Origin of the sequence: Adhaeribacter radiodurans, from assembly GCF_014075995.1 — a bacterium.
GTDB classification, from domain to species: domain Bacteria; phylum Bacteroidota; class Bacteroidia; order Cytophagales; family Hymenobacteraceae; genus Adhaeribacter; species Adhaeribacter radiodurans.
The window spans coordinates 2,654,294-2,679,058 of the sequence record NZ_CP055153.1; the positions used below are offsets into that span (position 1 = coordinate 2,654,294).

Below are 24,765 nucleotides of genomic sequence, written 5' to 3' on the forward strand. Positions count from 1 at the left end.
ACGAAAATGATTAAAATAGATTTACCGCATTTTTAACGGCGGGTACCATTAGTTTCAAGCCATTGATAGCCAATTAGTAAATCGGTACGCGTTCCCGGCGGGCGGTAATAAACGAGTACGTCGTAATTATTACGGGTTTGAAAATGGCTACCTTCAAAATAAACTTCGTTAGCTTTTTGAGGCTGATTAGCCGCTTGCAGCGCAAAGGAATAATTATAATAACCTTGTTTTAACAATATTTTACCAGCGTACTGTTGCGCAGCCGGCACGTAAGTTAATTTATATTCCGGATCTAATTTCCAATCGCTCAATTGGCCAAAGACATAAACATCACCGGGTACCGGATCGGGAGCAGCCAAGGAAAAATTAACCAGTACATAATCCGGATCGCCGGTATTGGTGCTGCCAAACCGCCGGTTTTCGTAAACTATTTTTCCGTTTATATCCACATCCTGCGAATAAACGTCGCGGGAGCGGTTTTTCTCCGGGTAAAGTTTTATTTCAACAGGATTTGCTTCCAAGCTAACGGTTTCTACATTAAAACCCCGACCGCGCAAATTGCGATCATCAAAACCGCGGTATTCTTTTAACCCCGGAAAACTGTTAGTACCATTAAACAAGGTGTATTCTAATCGTTTTTGGGTATCGTGCACGAAAGAGGGCCGCAAATTAGTTTTGGCATTATCCCACCGTCCGTTTTGGCGCAATACTACTTTAATTTCCTGAGATGGATTTACCACCGGGTAGTCGGGGTATAGTATATTAAAATCGATTTGTTGATTAGTGGCGCGTTCCTCCGTTCCTACTGGTAAAACTGATCTGGCGGCGACTGTCACCCTGTTTTCGTAGACCATCATACGGCGGGTAATAATAGGATTACCACTCCGGTCGCTGACTACTACCAGGTAATTACCGGGCAATTTCACGCGGGGTAATTGAAACCGGTAATGGAAATACGGTACTTTGGTATTGTAAGAAGAGAGTGCGTCAGTAATATAAAACTCATTAAACTCATCAATAAACTGAATCTGGGTTAAGCGCGCCTCTGCCCAGTCGATGTTGCAGTAAACAAATTTAACCGTAAACCGTTGCTGGGGGGTATTTAACTGGTCAAACTCCAGCATAACCGGGTCTGTCTGCGTAATAGGAACCACCGGGGCATTAAAAACTTCTTCGGCGTTTCCGGTTTGTACATAGAACTGCACCGACTTTATGGTTGGATCATACACAAAATCCTCGTAGCGGAGTCCAGTAGAGCCGGAATATTCTGATTTACCGGAAGTAGTACCCGAGGTAGCAGTAGTTTGCTCTACAGGAACACAGGAAGTTGCCCAATATAAAGAGCTAAAAAGAACGGAAAATAAAAAAAGTTGGTGTCTATTCATTATTAAGCGTAAAGGTAATAAAACGAATATACACCAACTTCTGGTTTATTTTATCAGAAATTTTTTACTTGATTTTCGAGTTCATCAATTGCCAGCAAGAATTCTTCCCATTGGGTATTTTTAAGTTCCAGTTGCTTTTTAATAGAATCGAACTGCTGGGTAGCTTCCTGTAATTGAGTAGGATTACCGTAAATATTTGGATCAGCGAGTTGTTTTTCCAAATTGGCTTGTTTGGTTTCCAAGTCACTGATTTGATTTTCTACTTCTTTTAACTGCTGGTTTAATTTTTTAAGATCCTGCTGCAAAGCGGCAGTGTTGGCCGATGTAGTTGAAGTTTTAATTGGTTCCGGCTTAGTTGCGGTGGGCTTTTCTATTTTATCTCCCGTTTTCCGGTTGTTCTTATCGCGTTGTTCCTGCCAATATTCGTATTCGTGGTAAGTGCCGGGGTATTGTTTTAGCTGATAATCTTCGATGTACCAAATCTTATTTGCCACATTTTCGACGAAGTAACGGTCGTGGGAAATTACCACAAAAGTACCTTCGTACTGTTCCAAAGCCTGGATCAGAATATTAACCGATTGCATATCCAAGTGGTTGGTAGGCTCATCGAGCAGCAAAAAATTAGCTTCCGAAATAAGGGTTTTAGCTAAAGCAACCCGCGATTTTTCTCCTCCGGATAATACTTTTATTTTTTTAAATACTGCATCACCCGTAAACAAGAAAGAACCTAATATGCCGCGTAATTCCATTTCGTTACGCTTGCTACCAGCTTCTATCAGTTCTTGAAGAATTTCGTTATCTACGTGTAAAGATTCTAACTGGTGCTGCGCGTAAAAAGACATAATTACATTGTGCCCGAGTTGGCGCTTGCCATTAATTGCTTCATCGCCGGCAATAATGCGTAAAAGCGTAGATTTACCTTTACCGTTAGCCCCAATTAAAGCAATTTTATCGCCCCGTTCAATGTTTACGTGCGTGTCCCGGAAAATAACCTTGTCGCCGTAGCTTTTGCTCATGTGTTCCAGGCGTAGAATATGACGGCCTGGTTGTACGTTAAACTGAAATTTAAAATTTACTTTTGGTGCATCGCTGGCTACATCTTCAATCCGTTCTAATTTATCGAGCATTTTCGCGCGGCTCTGGGCTTGTTTGGCTTTCGAGGCTTTGGCTTTAAACCGCTCAATAAACCGCTCGGCCTGCCGTATTTGAGATTGCTGGTTTTCAAAAGCGCCTTTCTGGATTTCGTTGCGAAGTTCTTTTTCTTCGAGGTAAAAAGAGTAATTACCCGCGTATAAGTTTAATTTTTGCTGCGCTACTTCAACGGTGGTATTAGTAGTTTTATCTAAAAATTCCCGGTCGTGGGAAACAATTATAACCGATCCTTCATAGTTTTCCAGATAATTTTCGAGCCATTTAATCGAAGGTAAATCCAGGTGGTTAGTAGGCTCATCTAACAGCAGCAAAGATGGTTTTTGCAATAAAATTTTAGCCAACATTACCCGCATGCGCCAGCCACCCGAAAAAGTTTTTAGGGGTTTTTGCAAATCCTCGGTGCTAAAACCTAATCCTTCTAAAATTTCTTCGGCTTTATTTTGAATGTTATAGCCGTCTAAGGCTTCAAATTGCTCCTGCAGTTTGGCTAAAACATCTACCAGTTCGTCGCGGTAGTCTGTTTCAAATTCGTGTAAAACGTCCTCGATCTTCTTTTGCAACACCAAGGCTTCTTCAAAAGCCTGCATAGCTACCAGTAATATACTATCCTCTGTTTGGTACGACAATAAGTCCTGATTTAAAAAGCCCAAAGTAGTTTCGCGACTCATCTGGATGGTTCCATTATCAGGCTTATACTCCCCTACCAACACGCGCAGCAGCGTAGATTTACCCGTACCATTTAGGCCAATTAACCCAATTTTATCTTTCGGTTTAATGTGTAAATTGGCATCTTCGTAGAGGGTGCGGCTACCAAAATGAAAATCGAGATTATTAATAGAAATCATGAATTGTAGAAATAAAAAACGCAAAGGTAAGTAAGGCTACAGCAAGTTGCAAGTCTAAAGAATATAAGCTCAGAAGGTTAAAAAGTTCTAAAGTTGAAACTTACAAATTTTGCGTCCTTCTTAGGAGATTTACTTAGTGATTAAACAAAAACAAAATGTAAAAACTACGTGGTTTAGTAACTTTCTATTTTATTCTATCTAATAACACTTAAAACTAACACAACGAATGCCTGCTTTCTCTCGTTTGCAGGTTAAAAATAAATGATGGTAGCGGTTGTTTCCTTACTTGATGCGGAGCATTCTAAAATTGTGAACGGGATAATCGACGATCTGGAAAGGATCTTCGGTTTAAGAGGAGTAAAGATTACGGCCGATCCGCATATTACCTGGCTAATTTGTGAAGTAGAGAAGCTGGCACAGTTAAAAACTTACTTAAGCGAAGCTGCCGGGCAAACCAATTCCGTTCGGGTAAAAACTACTGGTTTAGGTATTTTTCCGGGGGAACATCCGGTTGTGTTTGTGCCCGTTATTCGGGCCGATGGTTTTAACCAGGTTCATGCCGAACTATACCGGGGCATCCGGACATTCAGTAGAAATACCATAAATTTTTATGATCCGGATAATTGGGTGCCGCATATCTCCTTGGCGCTCCGCGATACTACCCCTAAAATATTGCCTGAGATAATAAGTTACTTAAATAAACGAACGTATAACTGGGATATTGAACTTAACAATTTTAGTATTTTACGAAGCGAAAACAACCAATTCCGGCAAGATACTACCTACTTGTTTACCTCTAAACCAGTGGTAATTAATTAGAAACGAGAAGCACCTTTCTTGTATTTTTATCCCTTTGAGTATATTTAATAAACTTGTCCCTATTTAATATAATAAGCTGAATTTTCCTCATAATAGCATAGTAACATACAACAGCTTTATAACGTTAAAATTTTAGTATTTTATAAAGAAATACCAAGAATATCTTCTGTTTACTTTATTTGATAGCTTAGCAAAAACAGGAGCATATTTTTATCAACGGATAATTTCTGGTAAATTAAAAATCCACTACCTTTTTCCAGCCTAAGTTCAGCCGTAACTTTTTTAACTTTAATACCGGCACCTGCTACTACCCCTACCTCAAAGTTGCGGGGGTCTGTTATAAGTGGTGCATCTTTAACTTCGTTGTAAGTACTATGTTTTGCTACTGTTTGTACTCGAGTATCTAGATTTAACAATCTGTTGAAGGTAATGCCTGCATTTAGAAAAGGCTGGTAGTTTGGGTTCATCCAGGAATAGCGCACCAGCGAACTTAAACCTATATAATCCGCCTTAATTGTAACAGTACCACTCTCGTCCGTAAAACCGTCTTTTAATCGGTATTTGCTCTTCGTGTAGTTTTTCTTCCAGGTTACTTCATTATAAATCGACCACTTTTGGCGGTTTTGAGGCAATAAAACCTGAAAAGCTAATCCAACCATCGGGTTAGATTGCCAATCAAACTTAGTATCCGTTAAATACTTGTTTCTTTCTCCTTTGAAGGTGTATCGGGTACTATTGGCTCCGGCTACAATATTAAATTTTAGCTCATGCTTATCCAGAGCAGTTTTAAATTCAGCTTCACTTACCGGATTTAAGCAAGTGTTATATTTTTCAATCAAGGTTGTTAAAGCAAATTTTGTATAGGTGGTATTCTTAATTAAAGGTACAAGCGACGCACATTCAGTAAGATAGGTATACTGCAACTGATCTTTATATTGATTATAGGTGCCTAAAAATTGTTGTCGATTTTTAGTAACCAAATAATTTCGTTGAATTAACTCTTTAATAGCATTATTTTTAATCTGAATGAAGAAGTGAGTTTTATGATTGGCATCGCTTAAGTGGTATAAGTTAACGTTGCCTTTTACCAGTTCCTGCAGAAATACAGTGTCCGTTCTTATCTTAGGTTTAGCTATAAGCAATAGTTCTTCCACTCGGGTGGGAGTAGCATCTACCTGTACAACACTTCTACGATATGAATTGCCTGTTTCAGCACCAAATCCCATAATTTGGCTAATTCCGAACCGCTGCTTCTCGCTTTCTATATTTTTCTTAAAATAAATAAAATCAGGATTGCGTTCCCAATTTTGATCATCAATCAATCCCGAAAGAGTATCTTGAGAAGGCAGAATTATATAGCCTTTCACATAATTTTTTTGAGCGTAGGCAGTGTTTGATAAAACCAATACCAAGAGGCTTACCCAAGTGAAATGAGTAAATTTTTTAAACATGATTACTGATATGAAAGTGCTTTTATTCAGCGGATTATAATTGGAAATTACTAAATTGGTTCAATTAGGCTTATATATAATCTTGGGTAAGATTACAGGGAATTTCTATGATTTTAAGAGAAGGATTGAGATTAGACCGGTTCAAACAAGCGGCTTCCCGGAAATTTAATCTAAACACTAAATCTACTTTTTGGGACTATTTACTTTTCTTACATGTATTACCGTTCAAGTTTATTGATTCTTAATTTAATCGGTAAGAAAGTAAAACTTGTATCATTTGTTTGGATGATTTTAGGGCTGTATAAGCCGACATTCCATTACCTTTTTCCAGGCGTATTTCACCGCTAATCCGGTTAGATGTAACTCCCGCACCAACTACCAGCGCTTGCTCATACTTTCTATAGTCGGCTAAAACTGCGGTTGTACTTTCCTGATCTGGAGCGTAAAAGTGCGTAGTTTTATTATGGCTATTTACGCTTGTTAAAGCTATATTTTGAGCAATGCCAGCGTTAATGAATGGTTTTAAATGGGCTAAGGGCCAGGTATAACGGAGCAGATTAGCTACTCCCACGTAACCAAAACCCAATTTATAGATGCCTTTTTCATAATTATCCGCCGATTTAGTAAATTCGTAAGATGCTTGGGTTTTATAAGGTTTCCAGGCTAATTCGTTGTGCATTGACCATTTTCTTCGGTTACGATCCATTATAAAATCCAGATGTAATCCCAAAATATAGTTTACTGTTGTTTCAAACTTATTATCTACTAATTTGGAATTGGTGTATTGCCCAGAAAAAGTTAGATTAGTCTGGCTAACTCCCGCCACCAAACCAAACAAAATATTTGCTTCAGATTTAATTGGCGTTATTTGGTTGGTAACACCTGATTTTAAATTATTATACTTTTCTATGAGATGAATAAGATCGTTTTGCCGGAAATTTACTTTATTGATTTCGGAATGTAAGGCTAAACAGTCAGCTAATAAATTAATTAGTTGGCTCTTATAGGTGTCAGAAGTAACTACTAGATACTTGCCTTTTACATTAGTAATAGATTTTGCCTGTATTAGCTCGGTAATAGGATTATTAAGTTTTTGCGCATAAAAATGCACTTTGGCATTTTCATCTTTTAAATAATATAAGTTGGTGTAACCCTTCACTAATTGAGTAAGGAAAACCGTATCCTGGACTATAAAGTTGCTGGTTTGTTCAGAAACCTCAAGGAGAGAAGCAAGATCAGTCGGAGATTTATCAACCAATACAATTTGGCTGCTGTACTGTTCACCCAAACGTAAACCAAATCCTAGAATATCACTTGGTTTGTATTTTTGAACAACGGAGCTTTCGTCTTTCTTAAAAGAGATCACTTTCGGGTTTTTGCCCCAATTTTGATCATCAATCAAACCTTGCACCGAATCCTGAGAAGGTAAAATCAAGTAAGCTTGAGTAAAGTTTTTTTGACTAAAGGATTTAAAGGGAATAAACAAAAGCAAGAAGCTTACCCATATAATAAAAGTAAATATGCGTTGCATAATATATATTAATATTATTAAATATATAATTTATGCAATATTAATTAAAAAGCCGGAAACTTTTGCAAGCTCCGGCTTTAAATATACTATATTTTTAATATTATAAATCCAATACGATGGCAAAGATTAAAGGTGCCACAATGGTAGCATCCGATTCAATAATGTATTTAGGTGTTTCTTTGCCTAACTTACCCCAGGTAATTTTTTCGTTCGGTACAGCTCCGGAGTAAGAACCGTAACTGGTAGTAGAATCAGAAATCTGGGCAAAATAACCCCACAAAGGAACTCCGGTGCGTTGTAAATCCTGGTGCAGCATAGGTACTACGCAAATTGGGAAATCGCCGGCAATACCGCCTCCAATCTGGAAAAAGCCAATAGTAGATTCTTCTTTTGCAGTTTGGGTATACCATTCTGCTAACTGCATCATGTACTGAATACCGGTTTTCATGGTATGTACGTTTTTGATGTCGCCGCTTATTACGTGACCGGCATAAATATTACCTAAGGTAGAATCTTCCCAGCCCGGCACAAAAATGGGCAGGTTTTTCTTGGCAGCTTCTAACATCCAGGAGTTTTTCGGGTCGATTTGGTAGTACTGCTCTAAATCGCCGGAGAGTAAAATCTGGTAAAAGAACTCGTGCGGAAAATAAGCTTTTCCTTCCTGATCGGCTTTTTCCCAAAACTTAAGTACAGTGTTTTCGATGCGGCGCATGGCTTCCATTTCCGGAATACAAGTATCCGTTACGCGGTTCATGTGCCGATTTAGTAAATTTTCTTCGTCCTGGGCAGTTAAGTCGCGGTAATGAGGAATGCGCTCATAAAAGTCGTGCGCCACCAAATTAAAAATATCTTCTTCCAGGTTAGCTCCCGTACAGCTAATAGCGTGAATCTTATCCTGGCGGATCATCTCGGCCAAGCTAATACCCAGTTCGGCGGTACTCATAGCACCGGCTAAAGTTACCAGCATTTTATTGCCGTTAGCCAAATGCGTTTTATAACCTTCGGCCGCATCTATTAATGCAGCGGCGTTAAAATGTCTGTATTGATTTTTAAGGAATTCCGTTACCTTCATTCTGTGCGATAGCTTTTTATAATTTACTGATATTTAGAACAAGCTTTTAGTAAGTTATACTACTTCAGCTTCTTTTTAAACTATTGGTCAAACTACAAATAGTCGGTTTTAATTCAATTATCCGGCTGGTTTTTCAATAATTAAATTATGATTGGTAAATACGCAAATATCGGCCGCAATGGATAAACCTTCGCGTACCATTTCTTCGGCGGTTAAATGTGGGGCATGTTTCTTAAGGGCAGTTGCCGCCGCTTGAGCGTACATACTGCCTGAGCCAATTGCAGCAATTTGGTTATCAGGTTCCAGAACATCGCCGGTACCTGAAATTACCAGAAGTTCGTCTTTGTTAGCTACTACCATCATGGCTTCCAGGCGGCGCAAATACCGGTCGGTGCGCCAATCTTTAGCGAGTTCAATGGCGGCCCGCTTCATGTTCTGGTTGTAGGCATTTAATTTTTCTTCGAAGCGTTCCAGCAAAGTAAAAGCATCGGCCGTAGAGCCGGCAAAGCCCGTTACTATTTTACCGTCGAGCAGTTTTCGGATTTTTTTTACGTTACTTTTGGCAATGGTATTACCCATACTAGCCTGGCCATCAGCCCCTAGAGCTACCTGGCCATTATGAACTATTCCTAAAACGGTGGTGGATCTTATTTTTTCGAGCGCCATGTTCAGTTTTAAAATGTATTTTAATACTTACAACTTCTAAACCGGGGATTTGGTTTTCTTTATGGCCAAAGCTAGGTTTACAATGAAAGCGCAAAGCTATTTAAATAATGTAGAAATACATGGTTATTTTTTGGACATTCCTGCCAGCAACGCTTGGCCAGGCTAGAAATAAATAAATTTACACCGAAATACTTTAGCTAATGCTTTCAGATTCAAAAGCGCGCTTTGCTCGTTGGCCTAAACTAGTACATTAATAAATTATTGGGTTATTACCCGAAGCGATTACCTGTTTAAAATTACTTTTTGTGTGATAAATAGCAAAAAAATAAATGTATACCATTCTTTCCTGAGTTTATTGGTAATGCTACTGAGCGCGTGTTGCTCTAATAATGACTTAAATTTAAATGAAACCATAAAGGCGTGGGCTCCTTACCAGTTAAATCAAGAAGTTACATTTAAGAACGAAAACCAGGATTCGATTACTTTTAAGGTAAGAAAATTAAATCGCCGGGAAGTTGGCCACGATAAAGTTTGCGGCGATTACCAGATTGAATCTGCTGAATCTATCTTAATTAACCAGGCTGATACCGCTTTTCAATTAAATATAATTCTCACGCAGGAAGTTTTAGTAAAAATAAACTCTTATTACAAGCAACCGCCCGCTAAAAATGTGGATGCGATGTTTAATAGTGTTTCAAAGTTATATATAACCAACGATTGGCGCGACCAGTACTTAATAGAAATTACTTTAAATGGTATAACCTATAAAAACGTACTGCATATTTACGGTAATAATGTACCTAATCCCATTTCGTTTAGTGAAATATATTATAGCCGGGAAGTAGGTTTAGTAGCTTTTAATATTTCGGCTGGAGGCTGGTTTTACTTACAATAAGTTATAACCATAGAGTTTTTGGTTATCTGTTTCTATAAGTTGGTTTATACATTTATGAGCAATTGTAAAACTTACTTATTGTTTTTACAAATTCTTTCTGCAAGCCATAAATACTCGTGCACAAAAGTATCAATATTACTCTGAAAGCTACCATCGAGTAAATTTCCTTCGGCATCTAGTTTTTTATCGACAAAAGGAATAACCAACATATACGGCGAACCAATTCCAAACAAGGCATTAATAAGCAACTGCATTTGCTGACTGGCCCGCATACCGCCCATAGCGCCTTTAGAAGCGGTAACAATGCCAAATGGTTTATGCATTTGTTTAGGAAAATGATCGAGCAAATTTTTTAATGCCGGTGAATAACTGCCGTTGTATTCAGGGGTAACTAAAATAAAAGCATCGGCGGCGAACATTCTTTCCGCAATGGCTTTATGTGCTTCGGGAGCTTTTTCTACGGATACAATTACCCGCTGCAGCAACCCGAAGGCATGCTCCCGCACATCTATTAACCCAATGTGGTAATTGGTTTTAGCTGCAAATAAATTGTGCAGGTATTGAGCTACCCGAAAAGTAACACTGTCCGGACGCGGCGAACCCGAGATAATTTCAATATTCATAAATTCGTAATTCTTCAAAGCTACTATACGCGATATTAAAGAAAGGTTCGGAGTTGCTTAAACTCATTTCTGACATTAAATGCATAAAAAAGCCCTTCAAATTGAAGGGCTTTTTTATGCATTTAAATTTTACTATTATACCAGAATTCGGATAGGGTCTTCTAATAGTTTCTTGAAGGTTTGCAAGAAAGCCGAGCCAACTGCTCCATCTACTACCCGGTGGTCGCAAGATAAAGTTACTTTCATTACGTTGCCCGGTACCACTTGGCCATTTTTTACAACCGGAGTTTGTTTAATACCTCCCACGGCCATTATACAAGCATCCGGCGGATTAATAATGGCGGTAAATTCTTCGATACCAAACATACCTAAGTTCGAAATGGTAAAGGTGTTTCCTTCCCAATCAGCAGGTTGTAACTTTTTGGATTTGGCTTTACCGCTAAAATCTTTTACTTCGCCGGCAATCTGCGATAAGCTTTTCTGATCGGCCTGGCGCACAACGGGTACTAATAAACCTTCTTCTACGGCCATAGCAACCCCAATATTTATTTGTTTATTAAACCGGATTTTATCACCTAACCAAGACGAGTTAACGGCTGGATGAGAACGTAAGGCGGCAGCGGCAGCCTTAATTACTAAATCGTTGAAGGATATTTTAATTGGACTTACCTCATTTAAAGCATTGCGTGTTTCAATTGCTTTGTCCATGTCAATTTCCATGGTGAGGTAAAAATGCGGTGCTGTAAATAAGCTTTCGCTTAAACGCTTGGCAATAACTTTACGCATTTGCGAAACAGGTACCTCTTCGTAATCCTGGCTCGGAGCGCTGGCTGCTACCGGTTGAGGCTTAGCTGCCGGTGCCGGAGCAGCTGTTGTTGCTGCTGCAGGAGCTGCAGGCGCAGCGGCTGGAGTAAACGATTCTACATCTTTTACTACAATACGCCCGTTATCGCCACTTCCTTTTACCTGAGCTAAATCAATTCCTTTTTCTTCGGCAATTTTTTTAGCTAATGGGGAAGCAAAAATTCGACCACCGGTATTTGCCGCAGAAGCCTGAGACGATTGCCCGTTTAGGCCTTGACCAGGAACGTTAACATTTGGATTGGATCCTGAGGGGGTACTATTATTAATCTGGGTATCAGTTTGTGCATTTTCTACCTGCTCATCTGCCTGGTTTAGGTTCTGGCCAGGTGTAGGTTGAGCTCCCGCCGCTCCGCCGTTGCCTCCATTTAGTAATTGTTGGTAATCTGCTCCTTCTTCGCCGATAATAGCAATTACGCCATCTACTGCCACCGAACTACCGGCTTCTACGCCCACATAAAGCAACGTGCCGTCTTCGTACGACTCCAGCTCCATGGTGGCTTTATCGGTTTCTACTTCGGCTAAAATATCACCGGATTTTACTTTATCACCTACTTTTTTGAGCCAGTTGGCAATGGTACCTTCCGTCATGGTGTCGCTCATCTTTGGCATGGTAATTACCGAGGCATTTACCGGCGCACTAGATGGCGCTGGTGCGGCTGGAGCAGCGGCAGCAGGTGCTGGAGCCGGTTTATCGGCCGGAGTAGCAGCCGGTGCGACGGGTTGTTCAGCGGCTTTAGGGGCACTGCCACCACCCTGAATTTCACTTAACAGGCCAGATATATCTTCGTTTTGTTTTCCGATTATTGCTAAAATGCCATCCACCGGAACGGAATCTTTCTCTTTTGGCCCCACGAAGAGCAGTGTGCCATCTTCGTATGATTCTAGTTCCATAGTGGCTTTGTCCGTTTCCACTTCGGCTAAAATATCTCCTGATTTTACGGTATCACCCACTTTTTTAAGCCACGATGCAATCACCCCTTCGGTCATTGTGTCACTCATCTTCGGCATTTTTATAACTTCGGCCATATTTTGTTTTGTTTTGAATGTTCAAAAATAGATTGAAAATTATTTTTATCAAAGTTTATTTGGTTGATAGTCGATAGTCCATGGTTGCTGGTCCAAAGTCAGCAGGTTATAGGAAGTGGTAAAAGAATTAAAAATTTAAATATTCACCTAAATCCCATTCAAAAAACTCTTATCCTTATTAGTTCTGGTATTTTGGTTTAGGAATTCCCGACTAGGGACTATGAACAATGGTTCACAGGTTAATTCAAAACATGGGTCTTAAATGCTCAATATCCATGTGCCGGTGAACGCTAAACATACTACCCGTATACTGTAAAAGGTACAAGCACAAATTATGGTGTTCAAATAAATCCATGCAGTGCAGCGGGTAATTAAGCAATTTGCATAATAAAATGCGCATGGCCCGGCCGTGCATGCAAATTAAAACGGTTTGTTCTTCGGGTCTGGAAAGTAAAACATCTAAAAAATTTTGCTGCCGGTCGGCCACGTCTTGCGGGCTTTCTCCCCCATCAATCCGCAGAGTAATATCTCCATCTTGCCATTTTTGCAATACATCAAAATAATACGCGTCTTCTTCCGGGGTAACGCGGGTACCTTCGCGGGTGCCCCAGCAGATTTCGTTTAAACCCGCATGCGTTTCGTGCGGAATTCCTAAATCTATAAAACCTTGTACGGATTGAATACTGCGTTGGAGTACGGAGGTATAAACTTTATCGAAAGCTACGTGTTTATAGCATTGGAAGAAAAGATCAGCTTGCTGTCGGCCGGTTGCATTTAACGAGGAATCGACTCCGCTTCCCTGAATAATACCTTGCAGATTATAATCAGTTTGGCCGTGACGAAGTAAGTAAACTTTTTTGATACTCAATTTTAATCTACTTTTGTTTGGCGCAAAATACGAATAATATCAGTTAGAAAGCGAATCGAAAAAGAATGAAAAAAGCTGATTATACGCTCGAAATATTGAATAGTTGGAACCAGAATACCTTAGGCGGACACCTGGGTATGGAGTTTACCGAAATTGGGGAAGATTATTTATGCGGCAAAATGCCCGTAGACCATCGCACGCATCAACCAATGGGTCTTTTACACGGGGGAGCTTCTGCTGCTCTGGCCGAAACGTTGGGTAGTGTGGCCGGTTTAATGCAAGTAGATTCGGAGAAACAAGCTTGTGTTGGTATTGAAATAAATGCGAATCATTTAAAAAGTGTGCGGAATGGATTTGTTTACGGCAAAGCTGCTGCCGTGCATATAGGCAAAAAAACGCATGTTTGGGATATTCGCATTACTAATAACAACGGCGATTTAGTTTGTGTGAGCCGTTTAACTTTGGCCGTTTTAGACCGGGCGAATGGATAAAAATTGCTGAATATTGAAAAATTAAGTATAAATATCCTACTACAATAAAAAGTAAAAAGCTAGTTTAATTAGAGTTTTGTTAGGTTTTGTAAAAGACAGAGAATGAACAAAGCAGAGGTATTAATTATTAAGTACTTCGATGAAATTAGTTAAGATTTATATGTAAAGTAAGTTGGGAAGCATTTAAAATTTACTAAACCAGCAACGAACAACTACTTATTCTATCAAAAGTTTAATTAGGTCTGGTACTTCTAATAGTGAGTTAAAAGAAATATTATAAACTGAGTGAACTTAGAAGGCGATTACAAAGTCATATTAAAAGCTTTATTTGCAACAGCTATCCGGTTTCAGTTACCTGTAGCGGTTTGGCGTTTACCCGGCAGCAATAGCGAAATTAAATTATGCGTTTCTTTACGCCCTGCCCAAACTTCTTGCGAAGTACCCCAGCTCGAATCAGGCACTTCAGGTTTTGCTTTTTATCCTTTTCAGGTTTCCGAAAAATATCCGGCGCAATTTATAAAAGCAGATATTACGTACAGCAGTTTATTGGCGAAGTTAAAGTTTAACTTTAAGTTAAACGAAAATCCGGATTATGTAGCCTTGGTGCAACGATTGCAAGATTACTTTGCTAAAATTAAAGAAAGTGCTTCAGCGAATAACTGGCATGTTAGTCGGAAAGTGAAGCCGCATCAAACCCCCGAATGCGAGTTTAAGCAATTAGTGGAAGAAGGAATTAAGGCTATTGAAGCCGGCTTAATGGAAAAAGTGGTGTTATCGCGGGTTCGGGTCACTGAGCTTTCTGCCGGATTTGACGTGGTAGATACTTTTATTAAGTTGCAGGAAACTTACCCAAATGCTTTTACTTCCCTGGTTTCTATTCCGGATACTGGTACCTGGATGGGCGCTTCGCCGGAAATATTGGTGCAGGTTTCCTCCAATAAAATTTTTAAAACCGTAGCCTTGGCTGGTACGCAACCCTTAACGCCGGGTAGTAATCCGGCCAAGGCCATGTGGCAGCAAAAAGAAATTGAAGAGCAATCTATGGTGGAGCGCTATATTCTTAATTGTTTTAAAAGCATTCGCCTCCGGGAGTACCAGGAAACAGGTCCGCGCACGGTAGTAGCAGGTAATTTAATGCACTTGCGTACCGATTTTACCGTGAATATGAATGAGGAAACTTTTCCAACTTTAGGTACTCAAATGTTACAGCTTCTTCATCCAACCTCGGCCGTTTGCGGCATGCCCAAAGAACCCGCCACTGCTTTTATTCTGCAAAAAGAAAGGTATGATCGGGCGTATTTTAGCGGTTTTCTTGGTCCGGTAAATATTAACGGCGAATCTAATATTTACGTAAACCTGCGTTGCACCCAATTTTTAGAGCAAGTAGCGCTTACATATGCCGGAGCCGGTATTACCACGGAGTCGGAACCCGATAAAGAATGGATGGAAACCCGTATGAAAATGGACACCATGCGGCAAGTTTTCCGTATTCAACCCTCATGAACTTACAAGCTGTTTTTGATATTGCTGAAATTTGCGCCCAGCACGGCATTAAAAATGTTATTCTCTCGCCCGGCTCGCGCTGTGCGCCTTTAACTTTGGCCTTTGTCCGGCACCCAAAAATTCAGGTACGAACCATCAGCGACGAACGGGCAGCTGCTTTTATAGGATTAGGCATAGCCTTAACTACGCACCAACCGGTGGCTTTGGTATGTACCTCGGGTACGGCCGTTTTAAATTATGGTCCAGCTATTGCCGAAGCTTTTTACCAACAAGTACCCTTACTGGTTTTTACCGCCGACCGCCCCTTCGAATGGATTGATCAACTGGATGGTCAGACGATCCGGCAGGAAAACATTTATGGGGCACATATTAAGCGTAGTTTTACTTTCCCCGTAGATACGCAACATCCGGACGCTAATTGGTTTGCACAACGGATACTTTCTGAAGCTATTCTGGAAACTAAAGCTTACCCACCGGGTCCGGTGCAGGTAAACGTGCCTTTGCGGGAACCGTTTTATCCCAAACCCGGCGAAACAATGGCGTTTAATCCGGAAGTAAAAGTTATAAAAGAATGGCACAATGCCTATGCTTTAACCAAAGCGCAACAAGACCAACTGCAAAAAGAATTACTAAATTTTTCTAAAATCTTAGTTGTAGCCGGACAACAAGCAAAAGAAACAGCTACGCAAGCTGGTTTACAATCTTTTGTTCGCGCAACAGGGGCAGTAATGGTGGCGGATATTATTAGTAACCAGCATACTTTACCCGAGGCTATCCGATACCACGATGTTTTCTTAAACGGGGAAAGCACAAAAAAAGCAGATGATTTACAACCAGATTTATTAATTTCATTTGGTTTATCTAATATCTCGAAGAACTTAAAATTATTTTTAAGAGATTTCCCGGCCCGGGAACATTGGCACTTGCAACCTGCCGGTACCGCCGCCGATCCTTTTCAGTCGCTTACGCGCATAATTAGGTGTGCTCCGCAAAGCTTTTTTACGCAAGCATCAACTAATAAAGAAACCGTTAATAAAAGCTACCAAACAGAATGGCGAACGCAGGAAGAATTAGCGGCTGATTATCTGCAAGCGTTTCTAGGCCAAAACTATTTTAATGAATTTACTGCATTTGCCCGGATCTTACAGCACTTACCGGATAACAGTATTTTACATGTAGCTAATAGCATGGCCGTGCGGTACGCGAATATAATCGGGTTAAAACCCGAACAAAATATTAGTGTATTTGCAAACAGAGGTACCAGCGGCATTGATGGTTGCACCAGCACCGCAGTAGGCAGTGCGCTTAGCACTCATCAAATAGTTACTTTAGTAACCGGAGATTTAGCATTTTTTTATGACCGCAATGGGTTATGGCATAATTACTTGCCGAATAACTTGCGTATTATTCTTTTAAATAACCACGCTGGCGGCATTTTTAGGCTGATTGATGGACCGCGCCAGCAACCGGAACTAGCAGAATTCTTCGAAACATACCAAGGTCTAAACGCCCAATTAACAGCACAGGAGTTTAATTTAAAATATTACCCTTGCGAAAACTTGCAGCAATTGACCGAAAACCTAGCTAATTTTTGGAATAACGGCCCAGGCATATTAGAAATATTTACTAAAAGCGAAGAAAACGCTGATTTTTTTCAATTGTACCGACAGCAATCTCCTTTCAAGAGCAAGTAACTTTGTTTCAATAACTTAGTCTTAGTGTCATTTTAAATCGTATATTTGGTTAGACGCTTTAAAATCATTAGGATTATGGAAGTAACGCACAAAATTGAGCTGTGGGCCGATCGGCATCATCCCATTTGGCTCGACTTTATCCGATTTGGTCTCGGAATCTTCCTCTTCGTCAAAGGGCTGATATTTATCAGCGACATCGCCGTGTTAGAAAGGTTGTTGATTAACATTAACATGGACTGGTCTTCTTTTTGGTTTGCGCACTACATTGCTTTTGCGCATTTAGTAGGTGGTTTACTCATTGCGATGGGCCTGGTAACCCGACTTGCTGTTTTATTCCAACTTCCTATTCTGGTGGGAGCAGTACTTTTTGTACGACCCGGTTTAGAATACGGATCCATTAATACCGAATGGTGGGTTTCGGCATTAACACTCTGCTTATTGATTGTATTCTTCATTTTCGATTCCGGCCGGTGGTCTATTGACCATTACATGCGTACTCACCGAGAGGTTTAATTTCAAATGGATCAGTAGTTTAATTACTTTAAATTAAAGTGCTATGGAAATTACTCAAAAAATTGAAAACTGGGCCTCTACGCATTATCCTGCCTGGTTTGATTTTGTACGAATGGGCTTAGGAGTTTTTCTGTTTGTGAAAGGCTTTATTGTTCTTAGCCAAATTGAATCCGTACAAATTTTTATTTCCAACATTAATGCTTTAAATGGGACAAGTTTAAATTGGAATGCCCAAGTATTAATTCAGTTTATTGCGTACATGCACATTATTGGCGGTTTGTTTATTGCTTTAGGATTTCTTACCCGCATAGCCATTTTTTTCCAGATTCCAATTTTATTAGGCGCGGTTCTCTTTACCATGCCTGGTATCCGGATGGCGTCTGACAACAACATGGCGCAGGGCGGTATCAATTTTGTTTGGTCAGAAATCCAGTTAAATACTACAACCGCCGAATGGTGGACTGCCTTATTTACCTTAATACTCCTTATCAGTTGTTTTATTATTGGTTCCGGCCCTTGGTCTGTGGATAAATATCTGGAACATTATGAAGAAACCTGAATTTGAGGTAAAAAGCTAATTTCAAGCAACTTAAAGGCAAACGCCTGAAGTAAAACAACAGCCACTGCAACCTTTAGCGGTGGCTGTTGTTTTATAATCCATTATTTATCCGTTTTATTTTTCCGGCGTATACTCTACCTTCGGACGCATTTAAAAATTGGAGTTAGCTAATATCAAAAACCTATGCAAAGTAAGTACAACTGGCAAACCCTTAAAGATTATAAAGAAATTCTGTTTTCGTATTTCCAAGGAATTGCGAAAATAAGTATAAACCGGCCGCACAAGCACAATGCCTTTACGCCTCTTACGGTTCAGGAAATGAGCGATGCCATGGAACTTGCCCGCCAAAACCCGGAAATAGGAGTAATTATTATTACCGGCGAAGGAGGACAAGCTTTTTGCAGTGGCGGCGACCAAAGCGTACGCGGTCACGGGGGTTATATTGGCGAAGATGCAGTGCCCCGTTTAAACGTTTTGGATTTACAAATGCAAATTCGTCGTATTCCAAAACCAGTTATTGCGATGGTGGCCGGGTGGGCCATTGGCGGTGGCCATGTATTGCACGTAGTTTGTGATTTAAGTATTGCCGCCGACAACGCTAGGTTCGGCCAAACTGGCCCTAAGGTTGGTTCTTTTGATGGTGGTTTTGGTGCTTCTTATTTAGCCCGCATAGTGGGCCAGAAAAAAGCCCGTGAAATCTGGTTCTTGTGCGACCAATACAATGCCCAAGAAGCTTTGGATATGGGTTTAGTAAATAAAGTAGTTCCCCTTGACCAACTCGAAGAAACAACTGTAGAATGGTGCCGGAAAATACTGGAAAAAAGCCCTATTGCTCTGCGGATGTTAAAATCTGCTTTTAATGCCGAACTCGACGGACAAGCGGGTATTCAGGAATTAGCGGGTAATGCTACTTTACTCTACTACCTATCCGACGAAGCCAAAGAAGGTAAAAATTCTTTCTTGGAAAAACGGAAACCCGACTTTTCGAAATTCCCTAAATTCCCTTGATTTTAGTTGTTAGTTTCTGGTTTATAGTTTAAAATAATTTGTAGCACATGTTAAGGTTGATTCTAGAAATACTTCTTGGGAATTCTTTTGATTAAACAAGAGCAGGCAAAAAGTCGCTTTAACTTTATGTAATTTTTCTAAGTACTAAAAACTTATAAAAATCAAACAACTTATAACCAATAACTAACAACCAGCAACTAACAACGAATTATGGATCACCTGCTGCTTAACGGGAAGAAGTTTTACTACGAGGAAATTGCTAATTACTCGTTCCGGAATAGCATACCCTTGAATGGGTACGAAGTTACTACCCTGGAATTTTGTCGAAACTGGCTGAATGGGGTTCAGGAAATTGCTATTAATACTTCTGGCTCCACGGGTGCTCCCAAATTAATTACTTTAACCCGGGCTCAAATGATTGCCAGTGCACAAAATACGTTGCTGGCGTTAAACTTACAAGAAAATGACCGGACATTAGTTTGCTTAAACACCGAGTACATTGGTGGTATGATGATGCTGGTTCGCGGGTTAGTGGGCAATTTACATTTAACGATAATCGAGCCTATTGGAAATCCTTTTAAATATTTACCTCCTAATGGTCCGGATGAATATGACTTTGGCTCCTTCGTGCCCCTGCAATTACAGGCAATAATAACAGAGTCGCCGGAAAAGAAATATTTATTAGACCAGATGAAAGGCATTTTGGTGGGTGGGGCTGTTGTGAATGATATATTATATAAGCAAATTCAGAATATTGCTGCGCCCGTTTATCACACCTACGGCATGACCGAAACATCGTCGCATGTGGCTTTAAAGCGTTTAAACGGGAGCAAACCTGATTCTTACTTTAAGGCAGCTAGTTCTGTAAAACTAGGCTTGGATGAACGAGGCTGCTTGACCATTATAGGTAATCTAACAAATGATCAATTAATTACTACCAACGATCTCGCAAACCTTATTTCAGAACATGAATTTGAATGGTTAGGCCGGGTAGATAATACCATTAATAGCGGTGGAGTAAAGGTTCAGGCCGAAAAAGTAGAAGTAGCTTTAGCGCAAGCATTACTAGAGTTAGATCTAAATTATCGTTCTTTTATTACTCCATTACCCGATGCTAAACTAGGCCAACGTATTGTAGCTGTACTCGAAGGAGAAAAGTTAGAAAACACCAAAGAAGAATCTATTCAAAAACATTTACAGCAAATACTCAATAAGTACGAAATACCAAAAGCATTTAAATACATTGCTAATTTCTGCACTACTGCTTCTGGTAAAATAGATAAACCAGCAACTTTAAAAAGCTTAATTTAATTACTTTTTTAAATCCTATTCTGAACCTGAACCTAGTTAAGTAAAGGGATAGATGTATCAAAATGTTTGATTTCAGTGTAATTAAATGAATATCATTTTCCTAATACAACAATCTAGTGCCTGCCCTTCAGTTTGTCTATATTTTCTATTTTTACCATTAGTAATAAAATAGGTAAACAATTCCTTTCTCCAATTTTAAGTAAAATGTCAGAATTAAATTTAAGTTATTTTTGAGTTAAGTAGGGGAATGAAAGATTTTTATAAACTTAAAACCTATAACTTAAAACGTATTACTTACTTATCTGCCTATCGTAAATAGTATTATTTAGCTAAGCTAGATTTTATTATGAGAACAGAAATTTCTTTTCCCAGAAATCCGGCTGCCACTTTACAAAATTTTTTTCAGGTTTTTCCTGGAAGCCGGTTAGTGGATATAGTAATAAGTACGGTGGAATAAAATATTCGCCTGGACTTGGATATAAGTACCACTACTAATCAGGAAATAAAGACGGCAATAATCCGGGTGGTGTTAACAGGCAATCCTACGTTATTTTATACCAGCTACACTGAAACAAGTGCAGCCCGCCGCAAAGTAACCGATCCCGTAACTATCCTGAGCAGTGAACCGGAACTACTAGGCGCCATTGCTTCCGGACCTCATACTCTTGTTTTGTTCTGCCGTTCCCGCCACATTATTGCGGCCGGCGAATTGCATCTATCTTTTACTAATTTTAATTTGTACGACGAAGATTATGGTTGACTTAATGTAAGTAGATGGATTAAATAGCTAAGAAAGTGCTTTAATTGTACTTAATTTATCGGTTTACGTAAGAGCCTTTGGTAATAAAAATAGAAGTATAAAAAATTTGTAATTCAAGAATAGTAGAATGAACAATAACGCAACTAAATCTAACCGCTGGACTTTAGCCGGAAAGCGGGCCTTGGTTACGGGTGGTACCAAAGGTATCGGCCGAGCCATTGCCGAAGAGTTTTTACAGTTAGGAGCCGAGGTTTTAATTGTTGCCCGAAAACAAGCCGAACTGGATGCTTTATTAGCAGAGTGGCGGGAACAAGATTTGCAAGCCAGTGGAATTTCCGCGGACTTAAGCCGGTCGGCAGATAGGGTGCAGCTCTCCGAATATATCACCGAAAATTGGGGAAAGCTGGACATTTTAGTAAATAATGTTGGTACTAATATCCGGAAAAAAACTGTTGCTTATTCGGAGAAAGAATACCAGTTACTATTAGATACGAACCTTACTTCGGCTTTTCATTTAAGCCAGTTATTGTTCCCGGCACTTAAACAAGCCGAACAAGGCAATATTATTCAAATATCTTCGGTTTCCGGTTTAAATCACCTGCGTACGGGTGCTATTTACGGCATGACCAAAGCCGCTATGATTCAATTAACCAAGAATTTAGCCGTAGAATGGGCCAGCGATAATATTCGGGTTAATGCCTTAGCTCCCTGGTACATCCGGACTCCCTTGGCCGATGCTGTTTTGCAAAATCAAGATTATTTAAACGATGTACTTAGCCGCACGCCCATGGGCCGGGTAGGCGAACCAGCAGAGGTAGCTGCTGCTGCTGCTTTTCTATGTATGCCGGCAGCCAGTTACATAACCGGGCAGTGCCTGGCTATTGATGGCGGTTTTTCAGTTTATGGGTTTTAATTAAAACCGTCAATATAGTACTTTACTAAAACGTACCTCGATTAGATTTTTATCTATACTTATCACACCAAAATAGCTACATGTCATCTACCAAAATTGCGCTCATAACTTACAACGATCAAGGAAAATACAATTCTTCGGTGGAGAACGAAGACACTGTTTTATTTAACTTTTTAAAGTATAAAGGCCTGGATTTAACTTTTGAAGTATGGAACGATCCGTTGGTAAAGTGGGAGCAATATGATTTACTAATTCTAAAATCGCCCTGGGATTATTTTGATTACATTCTGGATTTTAGAGACTGGCTGGATGTAATTGAGCAGAAAAATATCCGGATGTTAAATCCTTTAAAAACTGTAAGATGGAATACCGATAAACATTATTTACACGAAATTGCTGCGGCCGGTTTTACTATTACACCAAGTGTTTTGATTGAACCCGGCCAGGCTTTTAAAATGGATAAGCTTTTCCGGCAATTTGGGACGGATAAAATTATTATTAAACCTTGCGTAAGCGGAGGCGCAAAAAATACTTTTGCCATTACCCGCGAAACTGCCGAAGAACAAGCCATAAAACTAAACGCCTTGTTTGCTCAGGAAGCTTTTCTGGCTCAGCCTTTTTTATCGGAGGTGCAAACCCAGGGCGAGTGGTCGTTCGTGTATTTTAATGGAAATTTTAGTCACTGTTTGTTAAAAACACCCCAGGAAGGAGATTTTCGGGTGCAGCATTATTTAGGAGGAAGCATCTACCCTACCGATCCGCCGGCGCACCTGCTGGTGGAGGCGAGTGGTATTGTGCAAAAATTTGCCTCAGATTGCCTGTACGCCCGGGTAGATGGTTTAGAGGTAAACGGTAGTTTTATGTTGATGGAATTGGAATTAATAGAGCCCTTTTTGTTCCTATTTACCTGCGAAAACTCATTAAATAATTATTACAGAGCCCTGCAACAATTAACCGAACAAGGTTAAATGGCAAAGAATAAGTACTTTAATAAATTAAATTTGAGTTAATAAATTTACCAATAATTTAGATTTTACTAATCGAACAACTATTTAGGTTAAAGGGTGTTAGACTGTTTTAATTTAAAATGCTGATCCACAATGTCAGAAATTTTTTGCGACGTTAAAGGCTTGGTTAAGTAATAAGGTATTCCTAAACCTTTTGCCTGTTCCAAATCACGGGTATTTTGCGAAGTAGTAAGCATAACAATGAGGCTGAAAGAAAACTCGGGTCGCTGTTTGTATTCCGCAAAAAATTCGAATCCATCCATACCCGGCATTTTAATATCGAGCAGAATAAGCTCCGGTAGTTGCTCACCAGTATTTAAACGTTCCTGAAGTAAATTTAAAGCAGCACGACCATCACGGGCAGTTAAAAGTTCTTGAACAATATTTAATTTATCTAATAGCAGACGATTAATAAAGCAGGTTGTTTCGTTATCATCAACTAATAATACACAATTAAGCTTATTCATAAAGTACTCGGATCTTTATATAAAAAAAAGCTACTCACCAATAAATAGCTAAATACAAATATCCGGATAATAATAATTAACTCATAATATGTTTTAATATTTAGATAAATTCATGTTTCATTATACAATTACTGCATGTTCTTCTGAAACTTTAAAACGTAACCAAATTAATATCCTATAAACCAGGTTTAAGGTTTATTATTAATAAAAAAAAGTAAATTTTAGAAAAGGATTAGTAAATATTACTTTTAAAAGGAACTCTTACTTTGCACAAGTAAATCTTGTTTTTGGGCTGTGCAAACGGCAAATGAAAATCCTTGCTGGATGGCATAGGCTCCGTACTCCCCTTTTTTATTCAAAGCTAAAAATCCTACTTGCAGATCCTTTACCTTATCTGGTTTCTTGTTAATGATCCGTTGTACTGCGGCTTTACAGGCCGCTTCGGGAGTGTATCCTTGTCGCATTAACTCTACCACCAAAAAGCTGCCAACATTCCGGATAACTTCTTCGCCTACACCCGTAGAAGTCGCTCCTCCCACTTCGTTGTCGATGTACAGGCCGGCCCCTATAATAGGACTATCTCCTACCCTTCCGTGCAATTTAAAAGCCATGCCGCTGGTAGTACAAGCTCCGGACATATTACCCTTTGCATCCAGGGCCAGCATACCAATTGTATCGTGGTTAAATTTATTACCCGGTAACTTATCCGGACGATACAATTTATTTTCGACGTTTATGGTAGGTTTGTACTTCGCTTCTTTTAACCATTCCCGCCAGGCTTTCTCCGATTCGGGGGTAAGTAATTTTGTTTTTTTAAATCCGTTTTCTATCGCAAATTGAGTTGCTCCCGCTCCTACTAAAAGTACATGGGGCGTTTTCTCCATTACCAACCGAGCAACTGAAATAGGGTGATCAATATTTTCCATTGCTGCCACCGCACCGCAATTTCCTTGTTCATCCATAATGCAGGCATCTAAAGTTACGTAACCATCACGGTCCGGATAACCAGCCCGACCCACACTATGGTTATTTAAATCGGCTTCTGGTATTCGGGCACCTGCTTCCACCGCATCCAAAGCCCTTCCTCCATTACTCAAAATTTTCCAGGCGGCCTGGTTGGCGGGAATGCCAAAATCCCAGGTTGATATAACAATGGGAGCTGATGGAACCGGCTGGCTCGTGGGAAGAAAAGAAGCAAAAGCAGAGCGATCAAAAGCCAGCAGCGACATACCCAGCGAAGAAGCTTTTATAAATTTACGACGGCCAAGGAAAGACATATTTTTAATTTGTGGTGGTAAACTGAATTAGTTAGAAGATCTGGTTTAGAAACTTTCTTCGCAAA

At 39.8% G+C, this 24,765-nt stretch carries 23 protein-coding genes; 12 read left to right on the forward strand and 11 right to left on the reverse strand.

Annotated elements, in window-relative coordinates; genetic code table 11:
• Positions 1-32: 32 nt before the first annotated feature.
• Together HUW48_RS10995 and HUW48_RS11000 are read right to left on the reverse strand one after the other, a co-directional pair.
• Complete coding sequence (locus tag HUW48_RS10995; RefSeq protein WP_182415713.1) at positions 33-1,385, reverse strand: type IX secretion system plug protein; 1,353 nt, start codon at positions 1,383-1,385, stop codon at positions 33-35.
• 53 nt (positions 1,386-1,438) lie between these two features.
• Entirely contained in the window at positions 1,439-3,382 is a 1,944-nt protein-coding gene (locus tag HUW48_RS11000) for an ABC-F family ATP-binding cassette domain-containing protein (protein ID WP_182415714.1), read from the reverse strand.
• Positions 3,383-3,643: 261 nt separating this feature from the next.
• Between HUW48_RS11000 and HUW48_RS11005 the strand changes: the two genes are divergently transcribed.
• On the forward strand, positions 3,644-4,201 hold the full coding sequence (locus HUW48_RS11005; RefSeq protein ID WP_182415715.1) for a 2'-5' RNA ligase family protein: 558 nt from the start codon (positions 3,644-3,646) through the stop codon (positions 4,199-4,201).
• A 170-nt stretch (positions 4,202-4,371) separates the two neighbouring features.
• Here HUW48_RS11005 and HUW48_RS11010 read toward each other — a convergent pair whose 3' ends face one another.
• The 4 genes from HUW48_RS11010 to hslV all read right to left on the reverse strand — a co-directional run bounded on the left by HUW48_RS11010 (position 4,372) and on the right by hslV (position 8,921).
• Positions 4,372-5,652, reverse strand: coding sequence for a porin family protein (locus HUW48_RS11010; protein WP_182415716.1), 1,281 nt, complete (start codon positions 5,650-5,652; stop codon positions 4,372-4,374).
• Positions 5,653-5,893: 241 nt separating this feature from the next.
• Positions 5,894-7,183 carry an outer membrane beta-barrel protein gene (locus HUW48_RS11015; RefSeq protein WP_182415717.1) on the reverse strand — a complete coding sequence of 430 codons (1,290 nt, stop codon included), beginning with the start codon at positions 7,181-7,183 and terminating at the stop codon, positions 5,894-5,896.
• Between the two features lie 100 nt (positions 7,184-7,283).
• Positions 7,284-8,255: a deoxyhypusine synthase family protein gene (locus HUW48_RS11020; RefSeq protein ID WP_182415718.1), complete on the reverse strand. Its 972-nt coding sequence runs from the start codon at positions 8,253-8,255 to the stop codon at positions 7,284-7,286.
• A gap of 117 nt (positions 8,256-8,372) precedes the next feature.
• Positions 8,373-8,921 carry an ATP-dependent protease subunit HslV gene (gene hslV, locus HUW48_RS11025; RefSeq protein ID WP_182415719.1) on the reverse strand — a complete coding sequence of 183 codons (549 nt, stop codon included), beginning with the start codon at positions 8,919-8,921 and terminating at the stop codon, positions 8,373-8,375.
• A gap of 307 nt (positions 8,922-9,228) precedes the next feature.
• Between hslV and HUW48_RS11030 the strand changes: the two genes are divergently transcribed.
• Complete coding sequence (locus tag HUW48_RS11030; protein ID WP_182415720.1) at positions 9,229-9,816, forward strand: hypothetical protein; 588 nt, start codon at positions 9,229-9,231, stop codon at positions 9,814-9,816.
• A 71-nt stretch (positions 9,817-9,887) separates the two neighbouring features.
• Here HUW48_RS11030 and HUW48_RS11035 read toward each other — a convergent pair whose 3' ends face one another.
• The 3 genes from HUW48_RS11035 to HUW48_RS11045 form a co-directional block, all read right to left on the reverse strand.
• Positions 9,888-10,457: an NADPH-dependent FMN reductase gene (locus tag HUW48_RS11035; RefSeq protein ID WP_246343828.1), complete on the reverse strand. Its 570-nt coding sequence runs from the start codon at positions 10,455-10,457 to the stop codon at positions 9,888-9,890.
• A gap of 117 nt (positions 10,458-10,574) precedes the next feature.
• Positions 10,575-12,329 (reverse strand): pyruvate dehydrogenase complex dihydrolipoamide acetyltransferase, encoded by a 1,755-nt coding sequence (locus HUW48_RS11040; protein WP_182415721.1) that lies wholly within the window; start codon positions 12,327-12,329, stop codon positions 10,575-10,577.
• Between the two features lie 244 nt (positions 12,330-12,573).
• Complete coding sequence (locus HUW48_RS11045) at positions 12,574-13,197, reverse strand: histidine phosphatase family protein (protein ID WP_182415722.1); 624 nt, start codon at positions 13,195-13,197, stop codon at positions 12,574-12,576.
• 65 nt (positions 13,198-13,262) lie between these two features.
• Between HUW48_RS11045 and HUW48_RS11050 the strand changes: the two genes are divergently transcribed.
• The 10 genes from HUW48_RS11050 to HUW48_RS11095 all read left to right on the forward strand — a co-directional run bounded on the left by HUW48_RS11050 (position 13,263) and on the right by HUW48_RS11095 (position 22,917).
• On the forward strand, positions 13,263-13,688 hold the full coding sequence (locus tag HUW48_RS11050; RefSeq protein WP_182415723.1) for a hotdog fold thioesterase: 426 nt from the start codon (positions 13,263-13,265) through the stop codon (positions 13,686-13,688).
• Positions 13,689-13,973: 285 nt separating this feature from the next.
• Positions 13,974-15,191: a chorismate-binding protein gene (locus tag HUW48_RS11055; protein ID WP_182415724.1), complete on the forward strand. Its 1,218-nt coding sequence runs from the start codon at positions 13,974-13,976 to the stop codon at positions 15,189-15,191.
• The gene (menD, locus tag HUW48_RS11060) at positions 15,188-16,885 is read left to right on the forward strand and encodes a 2-succinyl-5-enolpyruvyl-6-hydroxy-3-cyclohexene-1-carboxylic-acid synthase (protein ID WP_182415725.1); all 1,698 of its coding nucleotides are present in this window, start codon (positions 15,188-15,190) and stop codon (positions 16,883-16,885) included. Before HUW48_RS11055 ends, menD begins: the two co-directional genes overlap by 4 nt.
• A 75-nt stretch (positions 16,886-16,960) precedes the next feature.
• Positions 16,961-17,398 carry a DoxX family protein gene (locus tag HUW48_RS11065; protein ID WP_182415726.1) on the forward strand — a complete coding sequence of 146 codons (438 nt, stop codon included), beginning with the start codon at positions 16,961-16,963 and terminating at the stop codon, positions 17,396-17,398.
• A 43-nt stretch (positions 17,399-17,441) separates the two neighbouring features.
• The gene (locus tag HUW48_RS11070; protein WP_182415727.1) at positions 17,442-17,957 is read left to right on the forward strand and encodes a DoxX family protein; all 516 of its coding nucleotides are present in this window, start codon (positions 17,442-17,444) and stop codon (positions 17,955-17,957) included.
• A gap of 183 nt (positions 17,958-18,140) precedes the next feature.
• A complete protein-coding gene (gene menB, locus HUW48_RS11075; RefSeq protein ID WP_182415728.1) occupies positions 18,141-18,965 on the forward strand; it encodes a 1,4-dihydroxy-2-naphthoyl-CoA synthase in 825 nt (274 codons plus the stop codon).
• Positions 18,966-19,175: 210 nt separating this feature from the next.
• The gene (locus HUW48_RS11080) at positions 19,176-20,276 is read left to right on the forward strand and encodes an AMP-binding protein (RefSeq protein ID WP_182415729.1); all 1,101 of its coding nucleotides are present in this window, start codon (positions 19,176-19,178) and stop codon (positions 20,274-20,276) included.
• 472 nt (positions 20,277-20,748) lie between these two features.
• Positions 20,749-21,036, forward strand: a complete 288-nt coding sequence (locus tag HUW48_RS11085; protein ID WP_182415730.1) for a hypothetical protein — start codon at positions 20,749-20,751, stop codon at positions 21,034-21,036.
• A gap of 127 nt (positions 21,037-21,163) precedes the next feature.
• Entirely contained in the window at positions 21,164-21,949 is a 786-nt protein-coding gene (locus HUW48_RS11090; protein WP_182415731.1) for an SDR family oxidoreductase, read from the forward strand.
• A gap of 80 nt (positions 21,950-22,029) precedes the next feature.
• Complete coding sequence (locus HUW48_RS11095; protein ID WP_182415732.1) at positions 22,030-22,917, forward strand: ATP-grasp domain-containing protein; 888 nt, start codon at positions 22,030-22,032, stop codon at positions 22,915-22,917.
• An 89-nt stretch (positions 22,918-23,006) separates the two neighbouring features.
• On the opposite strand, the gene HUW48_RS11100 is transcribed toward HUW48_RS11095, so the two are convergent.
• A complete protein-coding gene (locus HUW48_RS11100) occupies positions 23,007-23,423 on the reverse strand; it encodes a response regulator (RefSeq protein ID WP_182415733.1) in 417 nt (138 codons plus the stop codon).
• Positions 23,424-23,671: 248 nt separating this feature from the next.
• Positions 23,672-24,700: a N(4)-(beta-N-acetylglucosaminyl)-L-asparaginase gene (locus HUW48_RS11105; protein WP_182415734.1), complete on the reverse strand. Its 1,029-nt coding sequence runs from the start codon at positions 24,698-24,700 to the stop codon at positions 23,672-23,674.
• Positions 24,701-24,765: the final 65 nt, after the last annotated feature.